This window comes from Erythrobacter ramosus (assembly GCF_009828055.1).
GTDB classification, from domain to species: domain Bacteria; phylum Pseudomonadota; class Alphaproteobacteria; order Sphingomonadales; family Sphingomonadaceae; genus Erythrobacter; species Erythrobacter ramosus.
Genome location: NZ_WTYB01000002.1, coordinates 42,622 through 58,450 on the forward strand (window position 1 = coordinate 42,622; position 15,829 = coordinate 58,450).

Annotated in this window: 16 protein-coding genes; 6 read left to right on the forward strand and 10 right to left on the reverse strand. The window is 66.3% G+C overall.

Going from position 1 to position 15,829, the window contains the following annotated elements; translation table 11 throughout:
* Positions 1 to 76 precede the first annotated feature (76 nt).
* Positions 77 to 1,927: a DUF885 domain-containing protein gene (locus GRI59_RS06770; RefSeq protein ID WP_160760488.1), complete on the reverse strand. Its 1,851-nt coding sequence runs from the start codon at positions 1,925 to 1,927 to the stop codon at positions 77 to 79.
* 72 nt (positions 1,928 to 1,999) lie between these two features.
* Between GRI59_RS06770 and GRI59_RS06775 the strand changes: the two genes are divergently transcribed.
* A complete protein-coding gene (locus GRI59_RS06775; RefSeq protein ID WP_160760489.1) occupies positions 2,000 to 2,212 on the forward strand; it encodes a hypothetical protein in 213 nt (70 codons plus the stop codon).
* A gap of 31 nt (positions 2,213 to 2,243) precedes the next feature.
* Here GRI59_RS06775 and GRI59_RS06780 read toward each other — a convergent pair whose 3' ends face one another.
* A complete protein-coding gene (locus GRI59_RS06780) occupies positions 2,244 to 2,930 on the reverse strand; it encodes an energy transducer TonB (RefSeq protein ID WP_160760490.1) in 687 nt (228 codons plus the stop codon).
* 465 nt (positions 2,931 to 3,395) lie between these two features.
* A complete protein-coding gene (locus tag GRI59_RS06785; protein ID WP_160760491.1) occupies positions 3,396 to 4,052 on the reverse strand; it encodes an alpha/beta hydrolase in 657 nt (218 codons plus the stop codon).
* 172 nt (positions 4,053 to 4,224) lie between these two features.
* Here GRI59_RS06785 and GRI59_RS06790 point away from each other — a divergent pair, with 172 nt between their 5' ends.
* From GRI59_RS06790 to GRI59_RS06800, 3 genes are all read left to right on the forward strand, one after another.
* The gene (locus GRI59_RS06790) at positions 4,225 to 5,196 is read left to right on the forward strand and encodes a cysteine desulfurase family protein (RefSeq protein ID WP_237440732.1); all 972 of its coding nucleotides are present in this window, start codon (positions 4,225 to 4,227) and stop codon (positions 5,194 to 5,196) included.
* 100 nt (positions 5,197 to 5,296) lie between these two features.
* Complete coding sequence (locus GRI59_RS06795; protein WP_160760492.1) at positions 5,297 to 6,394, forward strand: cysteine desulfurase family protein; 1,098 nt, start codon at positions 5,297 to 5,299, stop codon at positions 6,392 to 6,394.
* A complete protein-coding gene (locus tag GRI59_RS06800; protein ID WP_160760493.1) occupies positions 6,391 to 6,726 on the forward strand; it encodes a 2Fe-2S iron-sulfur cluster-binding protein in 336 nt (111 codons plus the stop codon). Before GRI59_RS06795 ends, GRI59_RS06800 begins: the two co-directional genes overlap by 4 nt.
* 1 nt (position 6,727) lies before the next feature.
* Here the strand turns inward: GRI59_RS06800 and GRI59_RS06805 are convergent, their stop codons facing one another.
* Both GRI59_RS06805 and GRI59_RS06810 read right to left on the reverse strand, forming a co-directional pair.
* Positions 6,728 to 7,264: a type 1 glutamine amidotransferase domain-containing protein gene (locus tag GRI59_RS06805; protein ID WP_160760494.1), complete on the reverse strand. Its 537-nt coding sequence runs from the start codon at positions 7,262 to 7,264 to the stop codon at positions 6,728 to 6,730.
* A gap of 107 nt (positions 7,265 to 7,371) precedes the next feature.
* A complete protein-coding gene (locus tag GRI59_RS06810; RefSeq protein ID WP_160761543.1) occupies positions 7,372 to 8,256 on the reverse strand; it encodes a DUF4349 domain-containing protein in 885 nt (294 codons plus the stop codon).
* 198 nt (positions 8,257 to 8,454) lie between these two features.
* Between GRI59_RS06810 and parC the strand changes: the two genes are divergently transcribed.
* Positions 8,455 to 10,764 carry a DNA topoisomerase IV subunit A gene (gene parC, locus GRI59_RS06815; protein ID WP_160760495.1) on the forward strand — a complete coding sequence of 770 codons (2,310 nt, stop codon included), beginning with the start codon at positions 8,455 to 8,457 and terminating at the stop codon, positions 10,762 to 10,764.
* On the opposite strand, the gene GRI59_RS06820 is transcribed toward parC, so the two are convergent.
* The 5 genes from GRI59_RS06820 to GRI59_RS06840 are packed head-to-tail and all read right to left on the reverse strand — an operon-like array spanning position 10,761 to position 14,847.
* Positions 10,761 to 11,954 carry a CCA tRNA nucleotidyltransferase gene (locus GRI59_RS06820; RefSeq protein WP_160760496.1) on the reverse strand — a complete coding sequence of 398 codons (1,194 nt, stop codon included), beginning with the start codon at positions 11,952 to 11,954 and terminating at the stop codon, positions 10,761 to 10,763. The genes parC and GRI59_RS06820 overlap by 4 nt on opposite strands.
* Complete coding sequence (locus tag GRI59_RS06825) at positions 11,944 to 12,552, reverse strand: CoA pyrophosphatase (protein WP_160760497.1); 609 nt, start codon at positions 12,550 to 12,552, stop codon at positions 11,944 to 11,946. Before GRI59_RS06825 ends, GRI59_RS06820 begins: the two co-directional genes overlap by 11 nt.
* The gene (locus tag GRI59_RS06830; protein WP_160760498.1) at positions 12,549 to 13,103 is read right to left on the reverse strand and encodes a DUF1285 domain-containing protein; all 555 of its coding nucleotides are present in this window, start codon (positions 13,101 to 13,103) and stop codon (positions 12,549 to 12,551) included. Before GRI59_RS06830 ends, GRI59_RS06825 begins: the two co-directional genes overlap by 4 nt.
* A 50-nt stretch (positions 13,104 to 13,153) precedes the next feature.
* Positions 13,154 to 13,684: a GNAT family N-acetyltransferase gene (locus tag GRI59_RS06835; protein ID WP_160760499.1), complete on the reverse strand. Its 531-nt coding sequence runs from the start codon at positions 13,682 to 13,684 to the stop codon at positions 13,154 to 13,156.
* Positions 13,684 to 14,847 carry a PQQ-dependent sugar dehydrogenase gene (locus tag GRI59_RS06840; RefSeq protein ID WP_160760500.1) on the reverse strand — a complete coding sequence of 388 codons (1,164 nt, stop codon included), beginning with the start codon at positions 14,845 to 14,847 and terminating at the stop codon, positions 13,684 to 13,686. The genes GRI59_RS06835 and GRI59_RS06840 overlap by 1 nt, the downstream gene beginning before the upstream one ends.
* Between GRI59_RS06840 and GRI59_RS06845 the strand changes: the two genes are divergently transcribed.
* The gene (locus GRI59_RS06845; protein ID WP_160760501.1) at positions 14,846 to 15,469 is read left to right on the forward strand and encodes a ribonuclease HII; all 624 of its coding nucleotides are present in this window, start codon (positions 14,846 to 14,848) and stop codon (positions 15,467 to 15,469) included. The two genes, GRI59_RS06840 and GRI59_RS06845, sit on opposite strands and share 2 nt — an antisense overlap.
* Positions 15,470 to 15,829 lie beyond the last annotated feature (360 nt).

Consider the following 15,829-nt stretch of genomic DNA (forward strand, 5'->3'; position numbering starts at 1 on the left):
CTGCCCGTCCGCCTAGCTGCTACGCGCGCGTTGCAACATGGGGTCAGGGGTAGGGGATTGCAATTCGTCCTTCGGCTTACCCCTTGGCCCCCGCAATGTACCGGCTGACCGTGTTTGCCATCACCGAAAGCGGCGCGTTGCCGCCCAGCACCAGCGCGGTGTTGAATTCGCGCATGTCGTATTTGCCGCCCAGTTCCGCCTTGGCGCGCTCGCGCTGGCGTAGGATCTGGCTGTGGCCGATCTTGTAGCCGCAGGCCTGACCCGGCCAGCTGCAATAGCGATCAACCTCGGAGGCGACCTCCTCGACCTTGGAGCCATTGCGTTCGACAAAGAAGGCGCGGCCCTGTTCGCGGGTCCATTGCTTCGAATGCAGGCCGGTATCGACCACCAGCCGGCAGGCGCGGAAGGCGAGGGACTGGAGAAAGCCCAGCCGCCCGACCTCGAAGCCCCTGTAGGCGCCGAGTTCGTCCGCAAGCTGCTCGGCATAGAGCGCCCAGCCTTCGGAAAAGGCGTTGAATGCTAGGATCGAGCGGATCAGCGGGAGGCGGTTGGAGAACTCGCCCTCCCACACGTGGCCGGGGATCGCCTCGTGGAAGGTGAGGTCTGCGAGGTCATAGCGGCGGTGCAGATCGGTGGTTCTGAGGTTGATCCAGAAGCGCCCCGGAATGCTGCCGTCCTTGCTGCCCGCCCCGCCGTAAGCACCCGGCGCGCCGGGCTCTTCACTGAGCGGCAGACGAACCACCTCCATGCGCGGATTGACCACCTGCGTGAAGGCGCGCGGCATCTGCGATTTGATCCACTGCAAGCGTTCCTCGATGAAGGCGAAGATCTCTTTGCGGCCCGGATCGCCCTCGGCAAACTGGTAGCGCGGATCATCGGCCAGTGCCCGCATCCGCTCACCCACGCTGCCCTTGGAGTAGCCGATCTTCTTGAGGATCGGGTCCATCTTGCCGTGGAGTTCGTCGAGTTCGGCGAGGCCTTGACGGTGGATTTCGTCGGGCTTGAGATTGGTGGTGGTCGATGCGCCCAGGGCCCAGGCGTAATATTCCTCGCCCATCGGCTGCGCCCAGACCCCGGCGGAATCCTTGGCAGATGCGCGCTGGGTCTTGAGTTCGGCGAGCTGGCGTTCGAGCGCGGGGACGATCCCGCGCTTGGCAATGCGGGCGGCCTGTGCGGCGGCGGTTTTGGCTTCCGACAGTTCGGAGGCTTCGAGCGGCCCGGCATAGGCCTCGTTCGCGCCCGCAATGCTGGCTTCCATCTGGGCAATCGCCTTGTCGATCAGGAAGGCGGGCGGCACGACGCCCATCGCCCGGGCGGCGGTGATCCGCTCACGCTCACCATCGAGGATCGCGGGGACTTCGATCAGCCGGTCGAGATAGGGGCCGACATCATCGGCGGCGGCAAGCGGCTGGGTCGAGGAGAAGAAGCGCGGCATGTCGATATAGCCGCCAACATTCTGGATCACCACGTAGGGCGCATTGCGCCAGCTGCCGACCGCAACGTCGCCGTAGGGCATGGCCATGCCTTCGACCGCGCGGGAGAATGCGGTTTCGACCACTTCGAAGCCGATCTGCTGGTCGCTGGTAAGGCCGTCCTTGGGGAAGGCGCGGACTTCGGCGACCATCTCTTTCAGACTGGCGGCATAGGCCTGCCGCCCGGCCTCGCTAGGCGTGCCGAAGGTCGACCGCCACGCGGCATACTCGCCGGTGTCGACGCCGGCGCCGGTCGCGCGGCCCGGTTCATGCGCGAGCATCCGGTAGGCGATCCGGTCAAGCGCGGCATCGGGGTCTAACCCGGCAATCGGGCCGCTGGTGGGCGGTGCATCGCTCGCCGCGCGTGCGGCGGCAGGGAGCAGGGCCAAGGTGGAAACACCGCCCAGCGCAGCAAGCGTCCGGCGGCGGGTGAATTGGGCAAATATCTCTCTCATGCCCCAAGGTTTGGCGGGGCAGGCACCCCAAGTCAATTGCGCCGGGCCGCGAAGGCGGGTTAGGAGCGCGGCATGACCGATATCGTGCTTTCCATCGTGATGCTGGCCGCGCTTGCGCTGGTGGCGGGGGCCGTTGTGCTGTGGCGGCGGACGGGCGAGGTGAAGAACCCGGCGCTGATGGTGCTGCTGGCAGTGATCGCGGTTATCAATGTTCTGATCTGGACGATCCCGACCGAGGGGGGTGAGGCCCCGATCGAACAATTGAAGGCCGCCGGAGAAGGCTAGGGGAAGACCCTCCCCGGCGGACTTGTTCAAGCTACTCGGGGATTCGCCAGGTGATCGTGCCACTGTAGCTACCTGCGACCGGCTTGCCGTTGCCGTCGCGCGCGGCTTCGAACCGGGCGCGCTTGGTCACGAGGTCGCAGGTCGCTGCATCGAGCGGGGCGTGCCCGGTTGAGCGGGTGACGGTGCAGCCCGTGACCTTGCCGCTGGCGTCGATCGCAAGCGTGAAGCGCGCGGTGCCCGACAGCTCCTCCATGATCCAGCGCGAGCGGTAGTCGTTGTTCGTCACCCACTTGCCCGGATTACCGCGCGGCCGCGCGCCGACCGGATCGAAGGGCGATGCGCTCGGGCCGGGGGCAGGGAAGCCGATCTCGCCCGTCCCGGTGCCGGTTCCCGCCGGCGTGCCGGTGATGGGGAAGTCGAACTCGGTCTCGCCGAGGTTGAGGTCGGTCGGCAGATCGGCAGGCCGCGGCGTATCGGGTTTGGAGGTCGTGGTGGTGGACGTCGTTTTCTGATCCGGCTGCGGTTTGTCGGGTGTGGGCGGCGGCGGGGGCAGAATGGTTTCGGTGATAATCTCGCCTTTGATCCGGGGGCCGGCAGGCTTGGTCACCACCGTCACTGCAAGGCCCACCACCAGCAGCGCGCCGAAGGCACCGGGAATGCCGAGCGCGCCGACAAGGGCAGCGGGGTTGGGACGGCGATTGGTTGAAGCATAGGTCATCGCAAGGGGGCTCCTCTCTCCATCTACGTGGGAGCAGTGGCCGGAGTGCGAATGACACCAACGCTGTGAGCACAAACCCTCCGGCCCTGCTCGGGATCGAAGGTACTATGCTTTTTGCTAGGGAAGAAGAACTTTCGCGTTGTTTTTCAGGACTGTAATTTTTGCAACTGAATTAGTAGAGAAAGGTGGGGGAAAACAATCGCTCTGCTGCGCCTTCGATCAAGCAGTTCATCTGACGGATAGGAATGCGGCCACAGAGGCCCCCGTCCCGGGCTCGACCCTGGACCCAGCTTTTCTTTGATTCCTGCACGCCCTCCCGCGCGCAGTCCTCGCTGCGTTTCGCGCTTCGCGCGAGCAGCTGCGGGCGCGCGGTCGCGCTTGCGACCCGCTCGTTGGCGGCCCGTTTACCCGCTCGCTCTTCACCAGCAAAGCGGGGCCCGGGTCAAGCCCGGGGCGGTGAGGGGGCTATTTGATCGGGCAATCGGGCGAGAGCCGGAAGTCCAGATAATTGTCCACGGACTTCATCAATTCCTCAAGCTCGTTCTCGAAGAAGTGGTTGGCGCGGGGGATTTCTTCGTGGTGGATGGTGATGTGCTTCTGGGTGCGCAGCTTGTCGACCAGCTTCTGCACCGCATTGGGCTGCACCACCGTGTCAGCCGCGCCCTGCACGAAGATGCCGCTGGCAGGGCAGGGGGCGAGGAAGCTGAAATCATACATGTTGGCGGGCGGCGCGACCGAGATGAAGCCGCGCACTTCGGGGCGGCGCATCAGCAATTGCATCCCGATCAGCGCGCCGAAGCTGTAGCCCGCGATCCAGGTGCTCTGCGCTTCGGGATGGATCGACTGCACCCAATCGAGCGCGCTCGCCGCATCCGACAGCTCGCCGATGCCGGAATCGAAGCTGCCCTGCGACCGGCCCACGCCGCGGAAATTGAAGCGCAACGTGGCAAAGCCGCGGTCGGCAAAGGTCTTGTAGAGCCGCTGCACGATCCGGTCGTTCATCGTGCCGCCGCCTTCGGGGTGCGGGTGCAGGATCATCGCCACCGGCGCACGCGGGCGCGGCGGGGGCGAGAAACGGCCTTCGAGACGGCCTTCCGGGCCGGGAAAGATGACTGAGGGCATCGAGAAACCTTGTGATCGAGTGGTCGAGGCAACCGGCTGGCGCCCGCGAAAGCGAGGCTTATATAGGCGGCGAACCATTTTTCGCAATTTATTGTGAGGCTATCCCATCCCGGACCGGATCTATCTCGACCACGCCGCCACCTCGCCCCTGCGCCCCGAGGCAAAGGCGGCAATGGAGGAGGGCTTCCGGCTGTGGGCCAACCCCTCCTCGCCGCACGCCGAGGGCCGCAAGGCCCGCGCCGCGCTGGAGGATGCGCGCGAGCGGGTGAAGCGGGCGCTGGGGTGGGACGGCGAGCTGATCTTTACGAGCGGGGCGAGCGAGGCGCTGTGGATCGCGCTCAACCGCGCGAAGGCCAAGCGCCGGATTGTCAGTGCGGTGGAGCATGATGCGGTGTTTCGCGCAGCGCCGGATGCGGAGGTTGTGCCGCCGTTCGACGGAATGTTCGACCCAGACGAATTACCCGATTGCAGCAGTGCGCTTGTCGCCTTGCAGCACGTCAACTCGGAAACGGGCACAATCATGCAGCCCCACAGAGGCGGTACTCTGACTGCAACGATCCGTGCGGCGGGCAGTGTGTTACTGGTCGATGCATCGCAGAGTGCTGGCAAGTTACCCTTGCCCGGTGCTGACATGGTGGTTGTCAGTGCCCACAAGTTCGGCGGGCCAGTCGGCATTGGTGCGCTCCTGGTGCGTGATTTCAATCTGCTGGATCCAAGTGGAGGTCATGAGCGCGGCTACCGGCAAGGCACCGAGAACCTGCCCGGCGCTTTGGGCATGGCGGCGGCGCTTGAGGCAGGCGGGATGGAAAGTTGGAGGAGTAAAGGAAGCGACCACTTGGCATTTGGTGATGCGCTTGGACGGTCGGCCCAAGTCATTGCCCCCGGCGCACAGGCCGATCACATCTTCGCCGTCGCCCACCCCACCATGAGCGCCCAAGCCCTCCTCATCCGCCTCGACGCGATGGGTTTTGCCGTCTCGGCGGGCAGCGCGTGTTCTTCGGGCACGCTCAAGAAAAGCCGGGTGCTCGATGCGTTCGGGGTGCCCGATGATGTGGCGGCGCGGACGATCCGGGTGAGCCTGGGGTGGTCGACCACGCCCGAGGAATTGGAGCGGTTCAGCGAGGCGTGGGCTGGGCTATGTTGACCTTCCCCCCCGTCCCGGGCTTGACCCGGGACCCAGCTTTCTTGATCCAAGTAGCAGAAGGAGCGGGCCCCCGGGTCAAGCCCGGGGCGGGGGAAGGCCCATGATCTACCTCGACTACCAAGCCACCACGCCCTTGGCGCCCGAAGCGCGGGAGGCGATGTTGCGTTGGCTGGGCGGGCCGGAGAGCGACACCTTCGGCAACCCCCATTCTCCGCACCGCATGGGCCGCATGGCCGCCGCCGCCGTCGAAACCGCGCGCGAACGGGTCGCGGCGCTGCTGCCTGACGGCGGCAAGCTGATCTTCACCTCCGGCGCGACCGAAGCGCTCAATACCGTCATCCAAGGCACCCCCGGCGATGTCATCACCTTCGCCACTGAACACGCCGCCGTGCTCGATTGCGCGCGCGTGGTCGAAGCGCAAGGGCGGCGCTTCACAGTGCTCCCCGTCACCTCCGATGGCCGCGCTGATCTTGCCGCGCTGCAAGCCGCGATCACGCCGCAGACCGGCCTTGTCGCGGTCATGGCGATCAATAACGAGATCGGGGTGAGGAACCCGCTCGCTGCCGTGGTCGACATCGCCCGGCAAGTGGGCGCGCGGGTGCTGGTCGATGCGGTGCAGGCCTATGGCCGGGTGCCGGTCGAAGTTGCGGCGGATTACATCGCGGTCTCGGCCCACAAGTGCCACGGACCCAAGGGGATAGGCGCGCTGTGGATCGCAGGAGCCGCGCCGCTCCCCGCAGCGCTGATGCTCGGCGGCGGGCAGGAGGCGGGCATCAGGTCCGGCACGCTCTCGCCCGCCTTGTGTGCCGGGTTCGGCGCGGCGGCGCAGGTCGCGCAGGAGGGGTTGAGCGAGCAGATGCTCCACGTCCAGCAGCTCTGGGCCGCCGCGCGCGAGGCGTTTGCGGGCTGGGAGCTGAACGGCAGCGCGGTCGATCGCTGGCACGGCAATCTCAACATCCGCAGGGATGGCCTCGACGTCGCCCGGCTGATGAGCGATTGCCGCAACGTGATGTTCTCAGCCGGGAGCGCCTGCGCCAGCGGATCGGGCCGGCCGAGCCATGTGCTCAAAGCGATCGGGCTCAGTGACCGCGCGGCAAAGTCCTCTATTCGCCTCGGATTTGGACGCTATACAAGTCTTCAGGACATTGCAGACGCCGCCGCCATCATCAACACCGCCACAAAGGAGCAGGGCTTGTGAGCATCACCATCACCTTCGTTGATCCGCGCGGGCGTCCGGTGGCTGTGACCGCCGAACCGGGCGACAATCTGCTGCGCGCAGGACAAGCGGCGGGGCTGCCGCTGGAAGGCACCTGCGAAGGACAGATGGCGTGCTCGACCTGCCACGTGATCGTCGCCGCCGAATGGTTCGACCGCCTCTCCCCCGCGTCCGAGGAGGAGGAGGACATGCTCGATTTCGCCGCAGGCGCGCGCCGCACCTCCCGCCTGTCGTGCCAGATCGAGCTGACGAGCGAGATGGACGGATTGACGGTCAGCGTCCCATCAGAAAGCAGCGACGCGCGCCGGATGTAGCCTAGGCCTCGACCGCTTCCATGTTCAGCGCGGCCATCAGCGCTTCGGTGAAGGCGGGGATATCGTCCGGCTTGCGGCTGGTGATGAGGTTACCATCGACCACCACCGGCTCGTCCACCACGGCGGCGCCCGCATTGGCAAGATCAGTGCGGATCGAAGGCCAGCTCGTGACGGTGCGCCCCTCGATCAGATCGGCTTCGGCCAGCAGCCACGGCGCGTGGCAGATCGCCGCGATCGGCTTGGCCGCTGAGTCGAATTCGCGGATCAGTTCGATCACCGCGCGCTGGGTGCGCAGGATGTCGGGGTTGATCTGCCCGCCGGGGAGCAGCAGCGCATCGTAATCTTCGGCCGAGACGTTGCCGATCAAGAGGTCGACTGCGACGCTTTCACCCCAGTTTTCCTTGTCCCAGCCGCGGATCTCGCCGGGTCGCAGGCTGGCGACGGTCACTTCCGCTCCGGCCGCTTCGAGCAGGCGCTTGGGCTCCATCAGTTCGGATTGCTCGAAACCGTCGGTAGCGATGATGAGGACGCGCTGCATTGTGGTCTCCTGTGGTTGTTGACCACCGGACTAGCCTCCCGCGCGCCGCCATGTTCCGCCGGGCAAGGCCAAGCGGCGGCAGCGCGCGGTGGGCCGTTGATCCGCGCTTATTGCGGGTCGGGCGCAGGCGCGGCGAGGCGACGGCGGATCGCCCGGTTCGCCCACCACACCCCGCCCGCAGGCAGTGCCACCGCTCCGACAAGGATCAGCAATGCTACGATCCAGCCGAAGATCGTCCCCAGCGATCCCAGCGCGCCACTGATCGGGCCGAGGAAGTCGCGCGCCATTGGGGTGCCGGTTTCGTAGTGCACCGTGACGCGGCTGTAAGCGACCCGGCCTTCCATCTCCTTGAGCCAGCTGCGCGCCTGATCGATCTCCTCGTTCACGGCGGCAACGCTGCGTTCTGCCTCGATCAGTTCCTCGACCGAGCCCTTGCGGGTCCGCAAGACCTGTTGCAGTCGGTCGCGCAATTGTTTGCGGGCTTCCAGCCGCGCTTCGGTGTCGACCAATTGCTTGGAGAGTTCTTCCGAGGCGATCTCGGCGGCCACCTGCTCGGCCCCGGCATCCAGCGCCTCATCCTCTAGCAGCGCGCCAAACGCCCGTGCTTGCCGGGTGGCGACTGCCATTTCGAGCTGGCCTGCAACCTCGCCCTCAAGCTCGCCGGTTTTGGTCATGCCGATGATCTGGCAGACGGCCGGACCCTGCTGTTCGCACAGGGTCGCATGGCGGCGCTGGAGGCTGCCGATCTCCTCTGCCGCCATCCGCCAGCGGTAATCATAGACATAGGCCAGCTGCGGCAGGTTGACCGGGATGGAGTCGAGCTTGGGCAGGGCGGTGCTGGTCTGTGCGGCGTCGGCGGGGGCGGGTTCGGCCACGATTGCCTCGTTTACCGCAATATCGGCGGCTTCGCTGGCGGCTTGGTCACTATCGGCGCGGCTGCACGCAGCAAGGGCTAGGGTGGCGGTGGCAGCAAGAATCAAGGGCTTACGCATGTTTCTCTCTCCTCGTGAAGCGGAGCGGCGGGGCGCGACTCGCGACGCCCGCGTCAGCCTCGCCGCAATGATGCCTTATTTTTGCCATAATTAAACCGCAATTCCGCCACATTCTTGCCCGCGTGCCTTATTCCTGCGGATTTCAACCCTGTGGAAACCCCACTCCCTCGGCGGCGCGGGGGTTGCTAGACGGGGGGCATGACCGATCCCGTCACCACCGAGCCAGCCGATGACGGCTTCGACGCCATCGTCGACGCCCCCTTCGATGCCGCCCTGTCCGAGCGCTATCTGGTCTATGCGCTGTCGACGATCACCGCGCGTTCGCTCCCTGATCTGCGCGATGGGCTGAAGCCGGTGCACCGCCGCCTGCTGTGGGGCATGCGCCAGTTGCGTGTGACGCCTGACAGCGCGTTCAAGAAATGCGCCCGCGTGGTCGGCGATGTGATGGGCAAGTACCACCCGCACGGGAACCTCGCACTGTATGATGCGCTGGTGCGCCTCGCGCAGCCGTTCATGCTGCGCTACCCGCTGATCGAGGGGCAGGGGAACTTCGGCAATATCGACGGTGATAACGCCGCCGCCGATCGCTACACCGAATGCCGCCTGACGCGCACGGCGATGGAGCTGATGTCGGGGCTGGACGAAGGCACGGTCGACTTCATCCCGACCTATAACAACGAGGAGGAAGAGCCGGTTATCTTCCCCGGCCTGTTCCCCAATCTGCTCGCCAATGGCGCCAGCGGGATCGCGGTCGGGATGGCGACCAGCATTCCCAGCCACAATGTCGCCGAGATCATCGACGCCACCTTGGAGCTGATCGACAACCCGTCTGTCACCCACGAACGGCTGATGGAGCTGTTCCACGGCCCCGATTTCGCCACCGGCGGGCAGGTGGTCGACAGCGCCGCCGCTATCGCCGAAGCCTATCGCACCGGGCGCGGGTCTTTCCGCCTGCGCGGCCGCTTCTACGCGCCCGAGGCCAAGGAGCCTGACGACATCGCCGCCGGGATCGAACGGCTCGGCGGCGGGCAATGGCAGCTGGTCATCTCGGAAATCCCCTATCAGGTGCCCAAGGGCAAGCTGATCGAGCAGATCGCCGCCGCCATTGCCGATCGCAAGCTGCCGATCCTCGAAGACGTGCGCGATGAAAGCGACGAGGCGATCCGCATCGTGATCGTCCCCAAGAGCCGCAATGTCGATCCCGAGCTGTTGAAGGAAAGCCTCTACAAGCTGACCGACCTCGAAACGCGGTTCAGCCTTAACTTGAACGTACTCGACGAACGCCCCGGCTTTGGCCGCACGCCGATGGTGATGGGGCTGAAGGAACTGCTGGAAAGCTGGAGCTTCGCGCAGATCGACATCCTCCAGCGCCGCGCGCGCCACCGGCTCGCGCAGATTTCCAAGCGGCTGGAACTGGTGCGCGGCTATATCATCGCCTACCTCAACCTTGACCGGGTGATCGCGATTATCCGCGCCGAGGATGAGCCCAAGCCGGTGCTGATAGCCGAGTTCGCGCTGACCGATGTGCAGGCCGAAGCGATCCTCAACATGCGGCTGCGGTCCTTGCGCAAGCTGGAGGAAATGCAGCTGCGCAAGGAGCAGGACGCGCTGCTGGCCGAGGAAGCCGATTTGCAGGCCCTGCTGGAAAGCCCGGCAAAACAGCGCACCCGGCTGAAGCGCGATCTGCGCGCCCTGCGCAAGACCTATGCCGAGGATACCTCACTCGGCGCGCGCCGCACGCTGATTGCCGAGGCCGCGCCGACCGCCGTGTTCAGCATGGACGCGATGATCGAGAAGGCCCCCGTCACCGTGATCCTCAGCCAGAAGGGCTGGATCCGCGCGGCGAGCGGGCACGTGCCGCTGGATCAGGAATTCAAATACAAGGAAGGCGATGCGCTCGCCTTCATCCTCCACGCACAGACCACCGACAAGCTGCTGCTCGCCGCGTCAGACGGTCGGTTCTACACGCTCGGCTGCGACAAGCTGCCCGGCGCGCGCGGGTTTGGTGAGCCGGTGCGCACGATGGTCGATCTGGAAAGCGACGCCAATGTCAGCGCGATGATGGTGCATCGTCCGGGCGGGCGGCTGCTGCTCGCCTCCAGCCACGGCAAGGGCTTTGTCGCAGAAATGAACGAGCTGCTGGCCGAGACCCGGAAAGGTCGGCAGGTGGTGAACCTCAAGGACGGCGCGAAGCTGCAAGTGATCCGTCAGATCCCCGAGCATCACGACCACGTCGCCTGCGTCGGCGATAATCGCAAGTTGGTGGTGTTCAATCTGGAAGAACTCCCCGTGATGACGCGCGGGCAGGGGGTGCAGCTGCAGCGGTATCGTGACGGCGGAATGTCGGACGCGATCACCTTCGTGCTGGCCGATGGCCTCAGCTGGCAGATGGGCGGATCAGGCGAACGCACTCGCACCGAGACCGAAATCCGTATGTGGAAGGTCGCGCGCGGCGCTGCCGGACGGATGCCGCCGCAGGGTTTCCCCAAGTCTGGCCGGTTTGATTAGTCGAACTTGAAGGCGCTCGTCCCCAGTTCCTCGGCGAGCATCTGGTTCACACGGTCGGTCGAAGGAAAGCCCTCGGCCACCCAGCGGGCTTCGATTTTGTGGAGCAGCTTTGCGACCTCCGGCCCGGCGGTGATTCCGCGCGCGACAATGGCGCCGCCCTTGAGCGGGAAGATCGGCACCGTCCAACCTTCGAACACCCGGGCGTCGTGGCCGGTCAGCAGCAGTCGGTCGATCGCCAGCGGCAGGCTCAGGCGATAGGCGAGCGCCTTGGGGTCGGCCCCATCGCTCGCCCCGCGCTCCGCGGCGCTGACCAGCCGCGTGCGTTGGGCTTTGGAGAGACGCAGGCGTGCGGCAACGTTCTCGGCGACCTCGGGGGAGGGCGGCAGCAATGCGGCCAGCCTGCGCACCGGATCGGCGGCGATACCTTGCGCGGCTTCGGCAGCGATCACCTTTGCCAGCAGGGCGATCTGCGGTGGGCAGGCCTCAGGCAGGATCACGCCTAGCACGCCTCGCGCTTTCATCCGGACGATGGTGGCGTGCGGATCGGGCAAGGCGAGGAGATTGAGCAATTCCGTCGCAATCCGCTCGCGGCTCAGGCCCTTCAGCGTGTGGGCAAGGTCGGCGCAGGCATCCTCGGCCGTTTCGTCCAGCGCGGCGCCGAAGCGGGTCTGGAAGCGGTAGTAGCGCAGAATGCGCAGGTGATCCTCGGCAATCCGTTGGCGCGCATCGCCGATGAAGCGGACACGGCCTTCGCGCAGATCGTCGAGCCCGCCGAACCAGTCGTCGATCGTGAGCGTTTCGGGATGGGCGTAGAGCGCGTTGATGGTGAAATCGCGCCGCGCGGCATCTTCGGGCCAGTCCTGCGCAAAGGCGATGGTGGCGCGGCGGCCATCTGTCGCGACATCGCGGCGTAGGGTGGTGACCTCGACCGGGCCGTCCTTGAGGATCGCGGTCACGGTTCCATGCTCGATCCCGGTCGGCACAGTGCGGATGCCAACCCGATTGCAAGCGGCGATCACCTCTTCGGGCAGGAGCGTGGTGGCGCAATCGACATCATGGACGGGCACGCCCAGCAAGCCGTCCCGCACGGCGCCGCCGACCCAGCGGATATTCTCGGCCCCCAGCGCTGCGGTCAGCGCGGCCAGCCCCGCGCGGCGGGTCCAGTCGGCTTCGGCGAGGTCACGCAGCATCGCGCACAGCCTCCAGCGTGATCCGCCGCGACAGGTTGGCGATGATCGCCGCGGTGACGCCCCAGATGCGGAAGCCCTGCCACTCCAATTCGAGATAGCGCCGGTTCGCGCCGCGCCAGAACACCTCGTTGGTGGTCCAGCTGGCAGGATCGAGCAGCATTGCCAAGGGCGCTTCAAAGCACGCTTCGACCTCGGTCGGGCTGGGGATGAGGGAGAGGCCGGGCGGGACGACGCCCACCACCGGCGTCACCAGAAAGCCGGTGCCGGTGTGGTAGATGTCGCTGGTGCCGATCACCCGCACCGCTTCGCGGGGGAGCGCGAGTTCCTCCTCAGCCTCGCGCAGGGCGGCGGTGATAGCGTCCTCGCCCGGATCGATCTTGCCGCCGGGAAAGGCGACCTGCCCCGGATGGTCGCGCATCGCGCGCGGGCGCTGGGTCAGGATCACTTGCGGATCATGCGGCACATCGGTGATCGCGATCAGCACAGCAGCGGGCGTGGCGCGGCCATCGCGGGCGAAATGCGCATCGCTCAGGAGATCGGGGATCTCGCGCGCATGGCCTGCCGCAAAGGCCTGGGCGAGCGGCTCGTAGAGGCTCATGGCAGCAAGGAGAAGGTCGCGCCCTGGCTGGTGACCTGCCAGCCATTGTCCTGCGCGCCTTCGGCCAATGCGATCTCGGCCAGCTGCGCCCAGGTCGAGCGGTTGAGGCGCGCCTCGCACCCGCGCCGGACGTCGAGATAGAGCGCGGGCTCGTCCGCCGTCCCCGCCGCGCGCAAGGGATGATCCGGCCCGGCGATCACGATGTCATCGGTGTTGAGCCGGAACGCCAGCGCGCCGTCCGCCCGCACGCAGTCGGTGGCGATGAAGGCAGCATCCTCGACCTCGATGGCGAGCTTCTCGAACGGGGTGACAAGCCAGTGATGCCCCTCCGCATCGCGGGTCAGCAGACCCGCAAAGGCGCGCACCATCGCCTCGCGCCGGATCACGCCACCTTCGTGAAACCAAGTGCCATCGGCGGCGATCACCATGTGGCTTTCGCCGATCACCTTCGGCGCCCAGCCTTCGACCGGCGGGAGATTGCGGTCCGCGACCAGCGCGGCGATTTCGGCCAGCGTCAGGCTGGCGAGATAGGGGGGCGGTTCGTAGGGCATTGGGGGTTGGATGGCAGAAGCTTGGGGGAAGGTGAAGGGGTTACCTTGCCTTATCCCTCCCACGGCCCGAGCATTCCCTCGGCGGGCATGGCGGCAAGGCCGTGGCCGCGCGCCAGCAAGCGGTGCTGTTCATAGGGGCCGGGGCAGCGCCAACCACCCGTCAGCGCGGCGGAAAAGCCCCAGCGCCCGTAATATTCCGCGTCTCCGATCAGCACCTGAGGAAGCGCGCGTCCGCCTTGGGCTGCCAACCGCGCATCCTCGGCGATCATCGCGCTCATCAAGCCGACGCCGAAGCCTTCGCCCTGTCGTTCCGGCACCACGGCGACCGGGCCGACCATCACCAGTGGCACCTGACCCTGCTTGGTCTGCAACCCAATCGGCCAGCACTGGATGGTGGCGACCAGCATGTCATTCTCGTCCAGCGCGGCGAGGCTGAGGCCGGGCAGCCAGGCCATCCCTTCGCGGATGCGGTAAGCGGTGCGCGCGTGGCGGTCCGGCCCGAAGGCGCGGTCCAGCACCTCCTCGATCATGGCAGGATCGACCGCCTCAAGCGGGATCAGCGTGGCAGTCGTCGTCGCCATCAGCGCGCGGTGAGCTTCAGCAGCTTGGCGCCCTTGCCATCCTGCGCCACCCACAGCGCGCCGTCCGGCCCTTGCGCGATCGAGCGCAGGCGCGCGTCGAATTCGTGCCGGGTAACTTCGCGGGCGGCTTCGCCTTCGATCGCGACATCAACGATGGCCTGCGAGGCAAGGCCCGCCATCAGCGCATGGCCCTTCCAAGCGGCGAACATATCGCCGGTGTAGATCAGCATATCGCCCGGTGCGATCACCGGGTTCCAGCTGGTCGCGGGCTGGGCGAACCCGTCATCGGCTGTGTGATCGGGGATCGGGTCGCCGTTGTAATGTTCGCCGTTGGAGCGGATCGGCCAGCCGTAATTGGCAGCGGGCTTCACCAGATTCAGCTCGTCACCGCCCGCCGGGCCATGCTCGACTTCCCACAACCGGCCCTGCGCATCCCAATCCATGCCAAGAATGTTGCGGTGGCCGTACGACCAGATTTCTGCTGTCACGCCGCCCTTGTCAGCCATCGGATTGCCAGCCGCAGGCGTGCCATCAAGGTTGAGGCGCACGATCTTGCCCAGCGTCACGCTGGTGTCCTGCGCGGGTTGCATCTTCTGGCGTTCGCCGCTGGCGACAAACAGATATTTGCCATCGGGCGACACGGCCAGACGGTGCGAATAATGCCCGCGGCCGGTGACCTTGGGCGTCTGCCGCCAGATCACGGAAAGGCCTTCGATGGCGCAGGTGGTTGCGGCGGAGCAGACCAGCGTTCCCTTGCCGACCACAGCGCCGCGCGTGTCAGCTTCGCCCGCTTCGGCCCAGCTCAGATAGATCGTGCGATTGCCCAAGCTGTCCGAAGCCTCGGCTGGCAGGAAAGCGACATCGCCCAACCCGCCCTGACCGCCGTAATCGACGGTCGGAACCCCGCTGACCGTGCCGATCTGGCCGCTCGCGGTGTCGATGAACTTCAGGGTCCCGGCCTTTTCGGTCACGAACAACGTCGCGGTGCCGGGTGCAAAGGCAATCGCCCACGGTTCTTCGAAGGTGGCGACCTCAGTGACCGCAAAGGGCATGGCCGAGGCGGCGGCGGGCGGGGCGGTTTCCCCACTTTCGGCATTCGCGCAGCTTGCCAGCGCCAGCGTGGAGACGGAAAGAGCAGCGAACAATCGGGCAGAACGGATCATGCTAGGGGTCACTCCGGGTTTCAGGCACGCAGGCAAGGCGATCGTCATTGGCGTTGACGAAGCTGGCCGCGGACCGCTGGCCGGGCCGGTGGTGGCCGCGGCGGTGGTTCTGGGGGAGGCGATACCTGCGGGGCTCGACGATTCCAAGCGCCTTTCGGCCAAGCGCCGCGCTGTGCTCGACCCCGCGATCCGGGCGAGCTGCGGCTGGGCGGTGGCGGTGGTCGAGCCCGAGGAGATCGACCGGGTCAACATCTTCATGGCAACCATGCTGGCGATGACCCGCGCGGTTGGCAGCCTCACCGCGGCCCTTGGGGTGGAACCGGGCGAAGTGCTGATCGACGGCAACATGACGCCCCACGGCCGCTGTGCCGACTGGTGCTGGCCCGCGCGCGCCATCGTTGGCGGGGACGGGATCGAGCCCTGCATCTCCGCTGCCTCGATCATCGCCAAAGAGTGGCGCGACCGGATGATGCTGGAAGCCGCCGCTGCGCACCCGCACTACGGGTGGGAGCGCAACAAGGGTTACGGCACCGCGGAGCACATGGAAGCGCTGCGAGTGCACGGCGCGACCCCGCTGCACCGTCGCAGCTTCGCGCCGGTGGCGCAGTTGTCGTTGATTTGATCCCGCAGTCCTAAACTTCGTCGCCCCGTGCTCGACACGGGGCATGGCTAACTTTTGCCGCAAGTGGGGCGTTTGTCGGCTCAAAACTTCGCGTGTGGACAGAAGAAGCCAAGCCCCGTGTCGAGCACGGGGCGACGGTGAGGCTAGTGGTGGGCCCGAAGGCAGGGACAAGCAAATCTTCTCCGCATCGATAGACTTCGTTGTGAGTCCTCCCCGCCACACCCCTGCATCTGGAGTCCCCTCGCAGCCGCAGGACTCAACATCTTGTGCTGGTCTTGCTTCGTTCCGCGCAACAGGTGGGGTCTTAACCCCCTGTCAACCATAATATGCGCAAAATTAGTCGCTTGACGCGGACTCTTC